The following is a 14,528-nucleotide window of genomic DNA, read 5'->3' as shown; positions in this document are numbered from 1 at the left end:
CTACACCAAGGAACTACGTGAGCTCGGCGTAAGCAGCGACCAGCAGACTCGGGTCAGGCGCCTCGAGGATGGTGGGCTTGGCAAGCGCGTCCAGGATGACGAAGCGGAGCCGGTCGGCCCGAGTCTTCTTGTCGAGCTTCATAGCGTCCTGCAAGTGCGGCCAGGCGTCAGCGCGGTAGCGGACCGGCAGACCGAGTGACTCCAGCACAGTGACGTGGCGGTCGGCAGTAGCGTCGTCGAGGCGTCCAGCGGCTCGGGCCAACTCTGCGACGAAGACCATGCCAATACTGATCGCTGCACCGTGACGCCACTTGAACCGCTCAACCCGCTCAATCGCGTGCCCGAGCGTATGCCCGTAGTTCAGCGCCTCCCGCCCGATTTTGCCGCTCACAGAACTCGTCCGCTCGCGTAGATCGGCACCAACCGAGTCAGCCTTCACCTGGATGGCCCTGGCGATCAGCTCCTCGGTGTGCTGATAACCCGGCGAAGTCGAACCAGCCGGATCTGCCTCCACCAAGTCCAAAATGACCGGGTCGGCGATGAACCCGCACTTGACCACTTCGGCCAGACCGCTGATGTAGTCGTTCTTCGGCAGCGTTTCGAGCGCCGCGAGATCGCACAACACCCCAGCGGGCTCCCAGAAGGCGCCGACCAGGTTCTTACCTTCGGCCGTATTGATCCCGGTCTTACCACCAACCGCGGCGTCGACCATGCCCAGCAACGTGGTCGGGATGTGCACAACACGCACGCCACGCAACCAGGTCGCCGCGACGAACCCGGCCAGGTCGGTCGTCGTACCGCCGCCGATCGAGACGATCGCGTCGGACCGGGTGAAACCGGCCTGCCCGAGCACCGACCAGCAATAGGCCAGGACCTCGGCCGACTTGGCCTCCTCGGCGTCCGGGATCTCGATCGCGTGCGCGGTGAGACCGGCCGAAACGAGGTCGTCGCGGATCGCGTCGCCGCTGGCCCGGAGCGCGCGCGGGTGGATCACCGCGACGCGCTGGACGTCGTCACCGAGCAGCGCCGGCAACTCGCCGAGCAGGTTGTGACCGATGACCACGTCGTACGGCGCGCTGGCGTCGACGGTGATCCGGCGGGCGTCGCTCACGACATCTTCTCCAGGATCTCGTCGGTGATGTCCGTCGGCGTACGGCCGTCAGTGCTGACGACCAGCGCGGCGACCTCCTCGTACAACGGGCGGCGAGCGTCCATCAGGTTCTTCATCTGGGTCCGGACGTTGCCGAGCAGCAGCGGCCGGGACGTACCAAGCCCGACTCGCTTGGCCGCCTCCCCCAGCGTCACGTCGAGGAAGACCACGAAATGGCCGGCCAGATCCGCCCGGGTCTCCGGGTCGAGAATCGCGCCACCGCCGAGCGACAGTACGCCGTCCTGCTGCAGCGCGGCGGCCACGGCGGACCGCTCGAGCTTACGGAAATGGGCCTCGCCGGAGTCGACGAAGATGTCCGAGATCGACCGGCCGGCCTCATTCTCGACGGCCGCGTCGGTATCGCGATGGACCACGCCGAGGCGGTTGGCGAGCGCAGCCGCGATGGTCGACTTGCCCGAGCCGGGCGGGCCGACCAGCACCACGACAGGGCTCATCGGGACAGGGCTCATCGGATTGCGGCGATCGTGGCCGGCAGGCTGTCCAGGTACGACTGGTGGTTGCGCGCGGTCTCGGTCACCGAGTCGCCGCCGAACTTCTCCACCGAGGCGTCCGCGATGACCAGGGCGACCATCGCCTCGGCCACGATGCCCGCGGCGGGGACGGCGCACACGTCGGAGCGCTGGTGGTGCGCCGCGGTGGCCTTGCCGGTGGCGGTGTCGATCGTGCGCAGCGCGCGCGGCACGGTGGCGATCGGCTTCATCGCGGCGCGCACACGCAGGGTCTCGCCCGTGCTCATCCCGCCTTCGGTACCGCCCGAGCGGCCGCTGGTCCGGCGGACCACGCCGTCGACATTGACGATCTCGTCGTGCGCCTTCGAGCCCGGCGTCCGGGCCAGGTCGAAGCCGTCGCCGACCTCGACACCCTTGATCGCCTGGATGCCCATCAGCGCGCCGGCCAGTTTCGCGTCGAGCCGGCGATCCCAGTGCACGTAGCTGCCAAGGCCCGGCGGCAGGCCGTTCACGACCACCTCGACGACACCGCCAAGGGTGTCACCGGCCTTCTGCGCGGCGTCGATCTCGGCCACCATCGCCTTGCTCGCGTCGGCGTCGAGGCAGCGCACCGGATCCTCGTCGAGCCGGGCGACGTCCTCGATCGTGGGCACCGAGCCGTACGGCGCCTTGACCGTGCCGAGCTCGACCACGTGGCTGACGATCGTGATGCCGTACGCCTGCTTCAGGAATCGCGCCGCCACCTCGCCGAGCGCCACCCGGGCCGCGGTCTCGCGGGCGCTCGCGCGCTCCAGCACCGGCCGGGCCTCGTCGAAGCCGTACTTCTGCATGCCCGCAAGGTCGGCGTGACCGGGCCGCGGCCGGGTCAGCGGCGCGTTGCGGGCGAGATCGGCCAGGATCGCCGGGTCCACCGGATCCGCGGCCATCACCTGCTCCCACTTCGGCCACTCGGTGTTACCGACCTGGATGGCGATCGGGCTGCCGAGTGACAGCCCATGCCGGAATCCGCCGATGAACGTCACCTCGTCCCGCTCGAACTTCATCCGGGCGCCACGGCCATAGCCGAGACGACGACGGGCCAAGGCGTCGGCCACATCATCTGTGGTGACCTGGACGCCTGCGGGAAGACCTTCGAGTACGGCGACGAGCGCTTGTCCGTGCGACTCGCCGGCGGTGAGCCAGCGCAGCATGAGGCCGATTCTTTCACGCTGCGCCGGACTCCCCGCACCCCGTCCACCTACGGGCTCGTCTGACTAGCTCTTCTGGCAAGTGATGTTGGGGGTAGGGAGCTTGCCGTCGGCTAGGTACTTCAGCACGACGGCGTTCGCGCAGCCGGCCTCCGGATCGCCGAACACGCCATGCGTCCGGGAGCCTTCGAGGGTGACAAAACGTGAAGCCGAGAGGCGCTTGTGCATCTTCAGGGCACTGGCTTACGTCGTACGCGGGTCACCGGTTGCGTCAGTAGTAGCACCGGGACCTCGTTCCTGATCTCAGTACGCCCCGCACCCTGGTGCACGAGCCCGAGCCAGGGTCGCGTCGGCGCTACCATCGTGCGGGTCTGTCAAACGGAAGGACGTCATGGAAAGGGCTGCGGCCGAGGAGTACCGGGCAAAGGTCCGGGGGTGTCTGCTCGGCGGTGCGATTGGTGACGCGCTTGGTGGCCCGGTCGAGTTCGACCCCCTCGCGAAGATCCTGGCCGATCATCCGGACGGGGTGCGCACGTTCGTATCCGGTGGACCTGGCTGGCCGCCGGGCACGATCACGGACGACACGCAGATGACCTTGTTCACCGCCGAGGGCATGATCCGGGCGGGCGTTCGGACCGATCGCGGGCTCGGTTTCACTCTTTCGGTGCTGCACAACGCTTACGACCGGTGGCTCGATACGCAACTGTTGCCGTTTCCCGGCGGCCTTCGTGACGGCTGGTTGCAGGCCGAGGAGTGGCTGTACGCCCGGCGCGCGCCGGGTAATACCTGCCTCGGCGCGTTGACCGAGGCGCGCCGCAATCACCAGCTCGGTCAGCAGGCGGTCAACGACTCGAAGGGCTGCGGCGGCGTCATGCGGGTCGCGCCGATCGGACTGCTGCCGCCGGGCCAGGCCGACCCGCGCTGGACGTTCGACGCCGCGGCCGAGGCAGCCGGATTCACGCACGGCCATCCGACCGGCAAGCTGGCCTCGGGCGCGCTGGCCGTACTGATCCGCGCGCTGGTCGAAGGCGCCGACCTCACCAAGGCGGTCGACTGGACGCTTGGCCTGCTGGCCGAATACCCCGGCCACGACGAGACCAGCCGCGCCATCATCGCCGCCCGGGAAGCGCCCGCCCAGGCGATCGAGCAGCTCGGCGGCGGCTGGGTGGCCGAGGAGGCGCTGGCGATCGGCCTGTACGCCGCCCTCGCCCATCCCGGGCCCGACGAAGTCCTCGACGCGCTGGCCCTCGCGGTCACGCATTCCGGCGACAGCGACTCGACCGGCGCGATCTGCGGCAACATCCTCGGCGCCCTCCACGGCGAGTCCGCCCTCCCGCCCGACCTGGCCGCAACCGTCGAAGGCCGCGCCGCCATCTGCCAACTCGCCGACGACCTCGTCCTCGAGTTCACCGCCCCCAACCACACCCCGGAGTGGGTGGAGCGCTATCCCGGCTCATGACTGGTCGGTGGGCATGATCCATAGCTCTGCGACGGCAGCGTGGCGGGGCCGAGTGACCATGTAGGCGACGCCGTCGGCAATGTCCTGCGGAGCAAGGACTTCGGTCTGCTCGTAGAACGGATCGATCATCTCGTTGCGAACCTCGGGCTTGTTGTGCGAGCCCAGTTCGGTGTCCACTCCGCCGGGCTCGAGTACGCCGACGCGCACGTGCCGCTGGGTGACCTCTTGGCGCAGCGACTCGGTGAACCCGTTCACGCCGAACTTGGTCAGGTTGTAGACGCCGTACCCGTTCCAGGCGACGCGGCCGGCGATCGAGCTGATGTTGACGATGTCGGCGACCCGTCGTGGACCATCCTCGGCGGCTTTCAGCAGGTGCGGGAGCGCGGCGCGGGTGGTGTAGAGCAGTCCGTTGACGTTGATGGCGAGCATCCGCTCCCACTCCTCGACATCCGCGCCGACGACTGGGCCCAGCAGCATCAGGCCCGCGTTGTTGACGAGTGTGTCCAGCCGGCCGAATCGTTCAACGGCTTGTTGAACGGCCGCCTCGGCCTGGGCGCGGTCGGTGATGTCGGCTGCCGCCACGAGGGCGGTGCCGCCGGCCTTCTCGATGTCGGCGGCAAGCTCTTCCAGTCGATCCTTGCGGCGGGCGACGAGTGCAACGGCGGCGCCGTATTCGGCGAGGAGGCGGGCAGTGGCGGCGCCGATGCCGCTGCTCGCACCGGTGACGAGAGCAACGGTTCCGGTCAGTTTTGACGTCGTCATCTCAGGCATCGAAGGCGAGGTTGGTGGATAGGGGGCGGTAGGCGTTGGCCTGGTCGAGGAGTTGCTGGGCCTTTTGCTCGAAGGTCGCGATGGCGTCGGCGCCGGCGGCGAAGCGCAGCGGCGGTTCGTCCTGGCCCGCGACCTGGATCAGGGCGGCGGCGAGCTTGGCGGGATCGCCGCCCTGCTGGCCGTCCATGCTCTGCCAACCGGCAATGGTCTGCTTCGTCCGCTCGGCGTAGTCGTCAATCGTCGACTCGGCGTACTTCGTGGACTCCGGCGACAGCAACTCGGTACGGAAGAAGCCCGGCTCGACGAGCATCGTGTGGATGCCGAACGGCGCGACCTCGGGCCGCAGCGACTCCATCCAGCCCTCCACGCCGAACTTGGCGGCGGCATACCCGCTATAGAACTCCCCGCCCGTGAGGCCCGCGGTCGACGAGATCGTCACGACCAGACCGGCGCGTTGGGCGCGCAGGACGGGCAGCACCGCGCGGGTGACGTTCACCGGGCCGAAGAAGGTGGACTCGAGCTGCGCCCGGAACTCCGCCGGGCTGACCTCCTCGAAGAAGCCGGCATGAAAATTGGCCGCGTTGTTCACCAGTACGTCGATCCGGCCGAACCGGTCGACTGCGGCACGGGTGGCGGCCTCGGCGTCGGCCGGGTTGGTGACGTCGAGCTGGACGACGAGGAGCTCGTCGTGTGATCCGAGCGCGGCACCAACCCGCTCGACGTTGCGCCCGGTGGCGACCACGGCGTCACCGACGGCCAGCGCGGCTTTCACGATATCGACGCCCAGGCCGCGACCGGCGCCGGTAATGAACCAAACCTTCTTGTCTGCCATGCGAGTGCACGTCCCTCTGGTTGCTGTGAACACCGCGTCGTTCAGCGGTGGCAATGCCCAGCAGACCAGTCGGCGCGGACCGGCGGGAGACTCTGTCAGAGGGGTACTGGGAGTGACCCCCAGCCTGGCGAATCCGTCGTTACAGTGGAAAACATGGCAGCCAACGGGGACATCCGTGACGACGTCCGGATCGAGATCCGGGAGTTCCTCAGCACCCGGCGGGCCCGGATCAGCCCCGAGCAGGCTGGGCTGCCGATCTACGGCGGCGCCCGCCGTCGGGTCGCGGGACTGCGTCGCGAAGAGGTCGCTCTGCTGGCCGGCATTTCGACCGAGTACTACGTCCGGCTCGAGCGCGGCAACGCCACCGGCCTGTCCGAAGGCGTCATCGAGGGGATCGCGCACGCGCTCCAACTCGACGAGGCCGAGCGCATGCACTTGCTCGACCTGCTCCGCGCCGTCGGCAGCACGCGTCGCCCGCCGCGCCGCCGGCCCAGCCGCCAGCGGGTCCGCCCCACGGTGCAACGCATCCTCGACTCGATGACCGGGACACCGGCCCTGGTGCTCAACGGCCGACTCGACATCCTGGCCGCGAACGCCCTCGGGAGCGCGCTGTTCCACACCTCGGCCAACAACGCGCGGTTCGCCTTCCTAGACCCGAAGGCCACCGAGTTCTACCGCGAATGGGACAGCGTCGCCAATGACATCGTCGCCATCCTGCGCGCCGAGGTCGGCCGAGATCCGTACGACCGGCAACTGTCGGACCTGATCGGCGAGCTATCCACCCGCAGCGAGGAATTCAGCGTTCGGTGGGCCGCCCACAATGTCCGGATCCACACCCACGGCCTCAAGCTGATCCACCACCCGGTGGTCGGTGATCTCGACCTGGCCTTCGAGTCCATGCCACTGCCGGCCGATCCCGGTCAGAACCTCGTCGCCTACACCGCCGAACCAGGCTCGCCGTCGCAGGACGCACTCGACCTCCTGGCCAGCTGGGCGGCGACCACCCTGGAGAGTCAGCCCAAGTAGACGCGGGCCAGCGGGCCGCCGAAGACGACGCCGGCTAGGGCGCCGGCGAGCATGAACGGGCCGAACGCGAAGGCTTTGCGGTCGAAGACCTTCGTGACCGTCAGCGCGACCCCGAGAATCGCGCCGAGCACGAAGCCGCCGTACACGCCGACGATCGCGTGGCTCCAGCCGAGCCAGCCGAGGGCGCCACTAAGTAGTCCGGACAGGCGTACGTCGCCGAAGCCGATTCCGGCGGGATAGACCCACCACAACAGGTAGAAGACGACGAACCCGACGACTGCCGCTACAACCGCTCTGACGAACGCACTCCAATCGCCCGAGCCTGCGGAGGCCGCGAGCAGCAAGAGCGCGACCACGACGTACGTGGGCCAGATGATGGCCGAAGGCAGGAACCGCGTCCGCAGATCGACATAGCCGAGCACAGATCCGGAGACGGCCAATGCGAGCCAAGCGGCCAACGGCGCGGACCACCCGAGGCTGGCCCCGAGCACTCCCCCACTAACGACCCCCGTGATCCCACACCAGACCGCCGTACGACGTGTGGCCAATGCCCGGTACGCGAGCTTGGTATCGCCCTCGTCCAACTCGGGCTCAGGGATGCGCTTGAACAACCACGGCCCGAGAAAATACGCAGCGCCCCCGCAAACCACGGCAGCACCAATAGCCACGAGCCAGTCCTCAAGCATGAACCGAGAGCCTAATGCCCGGCCGCTGCACAGCTCGCGCTAGCGCCATCTTCCCGAGCGGACTGGACGTTTTCAGGGCCTTAAGACGTCCAGTCCGCTCAGGAAGATGGGTTATCCACAGGTGAGCAGCGGGTGGGGTGCGGTGGAGTGCTGGGCGGGGCAGGATCGGCGCGTGCACCGGCTCGATCAGACGACCAGGCGGCGGCTCGTGATCGCGATGAACCGTCCGCTGCGTCGTCGAGACCTGCATCGGCTCGGCCTCTCCGACAGCGACATCAAGCGGCTGGCCCGTAACGGCGGCCTTCATCATTTTGGTGACCGGTACGTCAGCGGCGCGTTCGAATCGGAGGCGGCGCGGATGCTGTGTGCTCAGTCCGCTCATCCCGGATCGGTCTTCAGTCACTTCAGCGCGGCCCACCTGAGCGGCCTTCGCACGTGGACCGCAACTCCCAAGTCCGAACGCCGGGTATGGCTGACCAGGCCAGTGGGCATTGGCCGTGCGGATGGTGGACCGGACGTCGTACTCCGGCAACTCCGCATCGATCCGCTCGATGTCCGCCAGCATCGCGTCGCGGCGATCGAAGACCCGCTGGTCTGCCTGGACGGAATGCCGATGACCACGCCGGCCCGGACTGTTGTCGACCTCGCGAGGCAGCTACCGCTGAGAGAGGCGCTGGTGGTGATCGATCACGCGCTGGACGTCATGGTCACCCGCGCAGAGCTCGACGAGGTTCTCGATCGCCAGCGCGGTTGGCCTGGGGTGAGGCGGGCAAAGGCGGCCATCGGTCTAGGCGATCCGCGGGCAGAGTCCGCCCTTGAGTCGATTGCGCGGGCGGTCTTCGCAGAGGCAGGTATCCCGCCACCCGTTCTGCAGGCGCGCTTCTGGGATGGTCACCAGTGGATGCCGGAGCGCACCGACTTCTGGTGGCCCCAATTCCGGACCCATGCAGAGGCCGACGGCCTGGCCAAATTCGAAGCGGCCAGTGCGGCCGAGCGGCGTCGTCTGCATCGGGCGGCCTTCCATCGAGAGCAGCGCCTTGCCGCGCGGGGCGCCGAGCTTGTTCGCTTCGGCTGGGAAGACGCCGTCAACGAGCCGGCCGAGCTTGTACGCCGGATGTGGCAGGCGTTCGCGAGGGGCGTCCGCCGAGGCGGTGAACCGATCCTCTGGCGTACCGAGGACCCGGCTACCTCCTCGCGCTGGCCACGCCTCGAACCACCACCGGATCTGGCAGCTTCCTGAGCAGACTGGACGTTTTGAGGGCCTTAAAACGTCCAGTCCGCTCAGGAAGAGGGAGCTGATTTTGGCCGCGCCGCGTGGTCAGGTCAGACGCGTCCACTCGCGGGGATGTTCAGACGCGACCACTCGCGGGAGGAGGGAGAGGTGTCAGCTCAGCTGTGGTTGGCGTCGTCGGCGGCGGATGGCGAGGGCGATGGCTAGGGCGCCGAGTGAGGGTGGGAGGGCCAGGACGGCGAGGGTGGTCCATAGGGGGTTGTTCTTGGTGATCGTGACGGTCTGGCGGAACTCGTCGTCCGTTGGTGCCTGCGCGAAGGTGAAGTCGTTGGTGATGCGCTCGGGCTGGGCGTAGCGCACGGAGAAGGCCGTTAGGTATGACGACGTGCCGGCGACCTCGGTCCGGCCGGCGTAGACCAGCTCGGGTTGTACGTCGGGATCCGGCAGTACGGTCGGCTCGACGCGATGCCCGGACGCGACGTACACGGTGACGGTTTGGGGAGTGGTCGCGCCTTTGCTCAGCCGCATCGGGTAGACGATTCGGTCCGACGCGAAGCTCAACCGCAGCGGCGGCGTCTCGCCGGATAGGCCCTGGCTTCCGTCCTCAGGCGCCAACCGAACCGCGACGATCTCCCACTTCTCCTTCACGTACGGCGCAAGGTTCGCCGCCAGCCCGGAAGGTACGACGTACCCGTTGGTGTCGAGCCAGGCCGTCACCGCAGCCGGGTCGGTCGCTCCGAGTCGCGCGACCTCGAACGGGCCGAGCCGCATCTGCTGGCGAACGTCGACACTGCCCGCGGTCGGCGCAGCGCCCGCACCATCACCTCGGCCCTGCAACTCCTTCAAGAAACCGCGAAACGGCCAGTAGGTAGTGCGATAAACCGTGCGCGGCCGCGTCGCCATCGCCAGGTCGCCGAACAGGTCGGGATCACCCAGCTGGACCCTCGCCTCGGACGGCACCGGCATGATCCAGGCGGCCTTCTTCGACGTACCCCGGACAGCCATCGCGAGCGTGATCTCCTCGCGGCCGTTCTCGAACCGCACCAGCGCGCGCTCGCCGTACACCCGGGCTCGCTCGGCGGCCGACCCCGATCCGGCCTCCGGCATGTACCCGCCGCAGCCGCACGCCCAGGCGGGCGACACCACGCCCAAACCGATTACCGCCAAGACCATTCCGGCCACTACCCGCCATCGCATGACCGGCATCCTAGGGCGCGCGAGGAGCGCTCTGGACTATGCGCGCAGGACCCCGGGTATTTACCAAACGGGTCGACCCGTATCGTAAACGGTATGAACTCCTCCAGAGGACGTCCCAGGGATCCCCGCTCGCACGAGGCGATCGTCAGCGCGGCCACCGAGCTGCTGACCGAAGTCGGCTACGCCGCGACCTCGATCGGGGCGGTGGCTGCGCGTGCCGGTGTCGGCAAGGACACGATCTACCGGCGCTGGCGGGGCAGGCCGGAGTTGGTCTTCGAGGCAGTATTCACGTCTACCGACCAGGCTCCGGTCCCTGACACCGGAACGCTGACCGCGGACCTGACCGCACTGCTGCAGGACCTGGTTGACGAGTTCGACGCACCTGCCGCCGCAGCGGCGCTCCCGGGGCTGCTCGCTGACTTCGCCGCCGATCCGGTGCTGAAGGCACGCATCCGCAGCGACTTCCTGGCCCCGTCGAAGGAGCGGCTGCTGATCGTCTTCGAGCGGGCCGTGGCGCGCGGGGAGATCGCGGCCGGCACGCCCGTGGATCTGGTCCTGGACACGCTGGCAGGAGCCGTGTTCTTTCACGTCGGTCTGGTCGGGGAACCCGCCGACCCTCAGCTGGCCGGCCGGCTGGCTGCTGTCATAGCCAAAGGAATCGAGATCCGATGAACGGCTGGCTTCTCGCAGCAGGCATCACCGCGTTCGGTGTGGCCGCGGCGCACATCGTCGGCGGGCACCGGGACGTGGTGCGCCCGCTGCTCTCCTGCGGACTCGCAGACGAACCCAAGCGCGTCCTTCATGCCGTGTGGCACATGGTGAGCGTCGATCTGGTGCTCTCAGCGGCCGCCTTGGTCTATCTCGCGCTGGCGGACACCACGTCGGCGACTGGCCTGATGGCGTGGTTCGTGGCTGCGCACTTCCTGGCGTACGCAGTCGCTTTCCTGGTCATCACGCTGTCGGTCGGCTGGCCGAGGCCCCTGCTCCGCCTTCCGCAATGGATTCTGCTCCTGCCGATCGCGGTCCTGACAGCGGCCGGCGCCGCGTAGCTAGGAGATCGAGTACGGCGTATGGAACACGTTGGCCGGGTCGTACTTGCGTTTGACCGTCTTCAGTCGCGCAAAACTGGACGCGTAATACGACTGGATCGCACGCCCCGGCTCGACGTAATTCACGTAACCCCCGGCCGACGCCTTGGCGACAGCCCGATGACCAGAGGTGATCCAAGAGCGGGCCGAGTTGTACGACGCGGCGGTCGGATGCGCGGCGAGCCCGACGTACCACTGGATCACGCCAAGGCTCGACCGCCACGGCCAAGCCGAACCACCCGTCGGCACCTTGGCCGCCTGCCCGCCAAGCGGATCGAGAATCGCCGACGCCGTCATGCCCGCACCCGCTCGCGCCTTGACTGCACCAACCAACGCGCTGATCGTCGAAGCGTCCATCGGCCCACGCAAGACGTCCGACCCAGCGGTGAAGCCAGTACGCGGACTGCTGGTGCCACCACCAAGAAAACGCACAGCCTCCAAATGCGACTTCTGGCTGAACGAACGCGACGACGCGCGGATCCCGATGAACGACTCGAGCTGAGCCGCAGCGGCCGTCGCGGAGCCAGTGGTCGACACGCCAACGGCCCGTACGGCGATGGTGCCGTCACTGCGGGCGTCGAGATGGAGGTTTGCCCACGAGGACGTCGGCGCCTCGCGCGCGAATCGCTGCCACCCGCGAATCACCGCAGCGGCCTGCGACTGCGTCCACTTCAAGATGAAGAGGCCGAGTTTGCCGCCCGGAATCGTCGACAAGCGGAACGACGTGACGATGCCGAGGTTGCCACCGCCACCACCACGCAAAGCCCAGAACAGGTCGGCGTTCTGCGTCGGGCTGCACGGCCGGAAGACGCCGTCGGCCGTCACCACCTGCATCGACATGATGCGGTCGCCGGTCAGCCCGTACGCCCGGGTGTGCACGCCCATCCCGCCGCCGAGCGCGAGCCCCGCGACGCCAACGGTCGGGCAGGTGCCGGTCGGCAGGGAACGCCCGTACCGATCGAGAAACGCATGCACGTCGTACAGGCGAGCGCCCGCACCGACCGTGAGCACGCCGTTCGCATAAGACATCGAGCGCAGGTTGCCGATATCGACCATCAGGCCGTTTGCGATCGACGAGGCGCCGACGTACGAATGACCGCCGGCCTTCGGCACACAGGTGAGCCGGTTCTTCCGCGCGAACAACACCGACTCGCGGATATCCGCGATCGACGCGGCCTTCACCACGCCACCGGGTTGCACGCTATCGAAGCGCGGGTTGAAGAGCTGATGCGCGGCCGCATAACCCGAGCCGCCCGGCCGATACAACCGGCCATCCAGCCCACGCCCGAACCCGGCCCAATCCGGCGCGACGGCAACATCAGGACCGGGAGGGGCAGACGGCGAGGCGTGACCGGAAGGTGAATCAGTGCACCCGGCGATGGTGACGGCGGCGAGAGCGCCGCCGGCCTTCAGTAGCGTCCGGCGGTCAACGGGCATCACGGGCATCAAGCTCCTCCAGCGCGGCGGACCTCATGGCCGCCAGAGGCGCGGGCGACCTACCCGTCATCATCTCCACTTGCAGGGTCGCCTGATGCACGAGAAGGTCAAGGCCGTTCAACAGCTCCGTACCGATCCCGTACGCCACTTGCGCGAGCCGTGTCGGCCACGGGTGATACGCCACGTCGAAGACCACCGGCGCCACCGCGGCGAAGTGCTCGGCGTACGGATCGACAGCCCCACCCGGCAACGTCGACACACAAAGATCGAACCCGCCAACCTGCTCGGTCTGGTCGAACGTCGCCACCGCGACCCGCATCCCCAGCTCCGCCGCCAAGTCGGCCAGTCGAGAGGCCTTCGACGCGTCGCGCACCACCAGCGTCACCTCGCGCACACCCATCCCCCGCAGGGCCGCGAGCGTCGACGCGGCCGTCGCGCCACCACCGAGGATGACCGCGCTATCGGCCTGCGTGATCCCGCGCTCGGCGAAGGCGTTCACCAGACCCGGCACGTCAGTGTTGTACGCCGACCGCGAGCCGTCCGCCTCGATGATCAACGTGTTCGCGGCGCCGATCAGCTCGGCCACCGGATCGACCTTGTCGGCCAGCTCGATCGCGACCCGCTTCAGCGGCATCGTCAGGGACAACCCGCGCAAGTCCGGCCCGGCCGAGGCCAGGTAGTCCGCGAGCTCGTCCTCGCCCACCTCGAACGCGTCGTACGTCCAGTCGAGCCCGAGTTCGGCGTACGCCGCGCGGTGCATCGCCGGGGACAACGAGTGGGCGATCGGCTGCCCGAGCACGGCACAACGATCGGGCATCAGCACCGGCCCTTGTGCGCGCGGCACCAGGCCTGCAACTTGTTCACGTTCGTCTGGTGTTCCGCGAGCGAACTGGCGAACGCGGTCTCGCCGGTGTCGAGGTCGACGAGCGTGAAGTACAACCAGCTGCCCTTCGCCGGATGCAACGCGGCCTGCAGCAGCTCCCGGGTCGGCGAGTTGATCGGCCCCGGCGGCAGCCCCTCGTACTTGTAGGTGTTGTACGGCGAGTCGTACTCGCGGGCTTCCTTCGAGGTGAAGACCTTGCCGTCGCGGCCGGCGACGTAGTGCACGGTCGAGTCCATCTGGAGCCGCATGCCCGCGTTGAGCCGGTTGTAGATGACGCGGGAGACCTTCGGGTAGTCCGCTTTGCGGTTGGTCTCGGCACCGACGATGCTCGCCACCCGGACCGCCGTCCACGGATCAGGGCCACCAGCCTGCGCGATCCGCTGCATGTCGAGCTCGATCGCGGCCTTGGTGTACTCCATCGTCATCTGCCGCAGGATCGACGTGGCCGTCGCGTTCTTGGGCAGGTCGTACGTCCCCGGGTAGAGGAAGCCCTCCGCGCTGCCATGCGAGTACGACGGGAGGCCGAGGCTGCTGGGTTTCTCCAGCGCCGCCGCGACCGAGCCGGCCGGAAGCTTCGCCGCCTTCGACGCCTGCAGCAGGGCGGCCGCCTGCTTCAGCGTCTTACCCGCGGGAATGCTCACGCGGCGGACCTGGATCGACGACTTCGGGTCCAGCATCAGCGCGAGCGCCGCCTCGGCGGACATCTTCTTGCGCATCGTGTACGTGCCGGCCTGGATCGACAGCGACTGCGAGTCCTTCCGCGCGACCCGCTCGAAGGCCTTCGCGCTCTTCACCACGTCCTTGGCCTCGAGCGCCTCGCCGATGCCCTTGGTGGTGGAGTTCTTGGCGATCTCGACCGTGACCGAGCCGCTGCCCGGACCGGTGTAGTCAGGCGCGGCGAAGATGCCGTCGACCTTGTCCCGGATCCGGCCGAAGCCCAGCACGGCACCGACGACCAGGGCGGCCACCACGGCCATCGAGATGACGACCGCGAGGCAGCCACGGCTCTTGCGCGCCCGCAACTTCCGGCTCTCGGCACGGCGATCCGCGCGGCTCATCGCGCGCAGGCCGAGATCGTCGTTCAGATCGCTGTCTTCATCCACCGGAGTCC

16 protein-coding genes are annotated in these 14,528 nt (G+C 68.3%); 5 read left to right on the top strand and 11 right to left on the bottom strand.

What is annotated here, in order from left to right; translation table 11 throughout:
* Positions 1 to 13 precede the first annotated feature (13 nt).
* From aroB to OG394_RS01815, 4 genes are all read right to left on the bottom strand, one after another.
* The gene (aroB, locus tag OG394_RS01830) at positions 14 to 1,111 is read right to left on the bottom strand and encodes a 3-dehydroquinate synthase (protein WP_328992994.1); all 1,098 of its coding nucleotides are present in this window, start codon (positions 1,109 to 1,111) and stop codon (positions 14 to 16) included.
* Positions 1,108 to 1,605: a shikimate kinase gene (locus tag OG394_RS01825; protein WP_328992993.1), complete on the bottom strand. Its 498-nt coding sequence runs from the start codon at positions 1,603 to 1,605 to the stop codon at positions 1,108 to 1,110. The genes aroB and OG394_RS01825 overlap by 4 nt, the downstream gene beginning before the upstream one ends.
* Before the next feature lie 11 nt (positions 1,606 to 1,616).
* The gene (gene aroC, locus OG394_RS01820) at positions 1,617 to 2,810 is read right to left on the bottom strand and encodes a chorismate synthase (protein ID WP_328992992.1); all 1,194 of its coding nucleotides are present in this window, start codon (positions 2,808 to 2,810) and stop codon (positions 1,617 to 1,619) included.
* A 63-nt stretch (positions 2,811 to 2,873) separates the two neighbouring features.
* On the bottom strand, positions 2,874 to 3,035 hold the full coding sequence (locus OG394_RS01815) for an alpha/beta hydrolase (protein WP_328992991.1): 162 nt from the start codon (positions 3,033 to 3,035) through the stop codon (positions 2,874 to 2,876).
* 163 nt (positions 3,036 to 3,198) lie between these two features.
* Between OG394_RS01815 and OG394_RS01810 the strand changes: the two genes are divergently transcribed.
* Positions 3,199 to 4,266, top strand: a complete 1,068-nt coding sequence (locus OG394_RS01810) for an ADP-ribosylglycohydrolase family protein (RefSeq protein WP_328992990.1) — start codon at positions 3,199 to 3,201, stop codon at positions 4,264 to 4,266.
* On the opposite strand, the gene OG394_RS01805 is transcribed toward OG394_RS01810, so the two are convergent.
* Positions 4,261 to 5,028, bottom strand: a complete 768-nt coding sequence (locus OG394_RS01805) for an SDR family NAD(P)-dependent oxidoreductase (protein WP_328992989.1) — start codon at positions 5,026 to 5,028, stop codon at positions 4,261 to 4,263. The genes OG394_RS01810 and OG394_RS01805 overlap by 6 nt on opposite strands.
* Position 5,029: 1 nt before the next feature.
* A complete protein-coding gene (locus OG394_RS01800) occupies positions 5,030 to 5,869 on the bottom strand; it encodes an SDR family oxidoreductase (RefSeq protein WP_328992988.1) in 840 nt (279 codons plus the stop codon).
* Between the two features lie 153 nt (positions 5,870 to 6,022).
* Between OG394_RS01800 and OG394_RS01795 the strand changes: the two genes are divergently transcribed.
* Positions 6,023 to 6,895: a helix-turn-helix transcriptional regulator gene (locus OG394_RS01795; RefSeq protein ID WP_328992987.1), complete on the top strand. Its 873-nt coding sequence runs from the start codon at positions 6,023 to 6,025 to the stop codon at positions 6,893 to 6,895.
* Here OG394_RS01795 and OG394_RS01790 read toward each other — a convergent pair.
* Positions 6,883 to 7,581 (bottom strand): A24 family peptidase, encoded by a 699-nt coding sequence (locus OG394_RS01790; RefSeq protein ID WP_328992986.1) that lies wholly within the window; start codon positions 7,579 to 7,581, stop codon positions 6,883 to 6,885. The genes OG394_RS01795 and OG394_RS01790 overlap by 13 nt on opposite strands.
* Before the next feature lie 172 nt (positions 7,582 to 7,753).
* Here OG394_RS01790 and OG394_RS01785 point away from each other — a divergent pair, with 172 nt between their 5' ends.
* Entirely contained in the window at positions 7,754 to 8,821 is a 1,068-nt protein-coding gene (locus OG394_RS01785; RefSeq protein WP_328992984.1) for a hypothetical protein, read from the top strand.
* A 144-nt stretch (positions 8,822 to 8,965) separates the two neighbouring features.
* On the opposite strand, the gene OG394_RS01780 is transcribed toward OG394_RS01785, so the two are convergent.
* Complete coding sequence (locus OG394_RS01780) at positions 8,966 to 10,009, bottom strand: DUF2330 domain-containing protein (RefSeq protein WP_328992983.1); 1,044 nt, start codon at positions 10,007 to 10,009, stop codon at positions 8,966 to 8,968.
* A gap of 93 nt (positions 10,010 to 10,102) precedes the next feature.
* On the opposite strand from OG394_RS01780, the gene OG394_RS01775 reads away from it, so the two are divergent.
* Entirely contained in the window at positions 10,103 to 10,681 is a 579-nt protein-coding gene (locus OG394_RS01775; protein WP_328992982.1) for a TetR/AcrR family transcriptional regulator, read from the top strand.
* Complete coding sequence (locus tag OG394_RS01770) at positions 10,678 to 11,058, top strand: hypothetical protein (protein WP_328992980.1); 381 nt, start codon at positions 10,678 to 10,680, stop codon at positions 11,056 to 11,058. Before OG394_RS01775 ends, OG394_RS01770 begins: the two co-directional genes overlap by 4 nt.
* On the opposite strand, the gene OG394_RS01765 is transcribed toward OG394_RS01770, so the two are convergent.
* From OG394_RS01765 to mltG, 3 genes are read right to left on the bottom strand one after another with little or no spacing between them, the layout of a single operon-like run.
* Complete coding sequence (locus tag OG394_RS01765) at positions 11,059 to 12,543, bottom strand: FAD-binding oxidoreductase (protein ID WP_328992979.1); 1,485 nt, start codon at positions 12,541 to 12,543, stop codon at positions 11,059 to 11,061. It abuts the gene before it with no gap.
* Entirely contained in the window at positions 12,524 to 13,351 is an 828-nt protein-coding gene (locus OG394_RS01760; protein WP_328992978.1) for a shikimate dehydrogenase, read from the bottom strand. Before OG394_RS01760 ends, OG394_RS01765 begins: the two co-directional genes overlap by 20 nt.
* Complete coding sequence (gene mltG, locus OG394_RS01755; RefSeq protein WP_328992977.1) at positions 13,351 to 14,520, bottom strand: endolytic transglycosylase MltG; 1,170 nt, start codon at positions 14,518 to 14,520, stop codon at positions 13,351 to 13,353. The genes OG394_RS01760 and mltG overlap by 1 nt, the downstream gene beginning before the upstream one ends.
* Positions 14,521 to 14,528 lie beyond the last annotated feature (8 nt).

Source organism: Kribbella sp. NBC_01245 (assembly GCF_036226525.1).
GTDB lineage: Bacteria > Actinomycetota > Actinomycetes > Propionibacteriales > Kribbellaceae > Kribbella.
The sequence above is the reverse complement of the archived record's forward strand: the minus strand, read 5'-3'. Positions and strand labels throughout refer to the sequence as shown.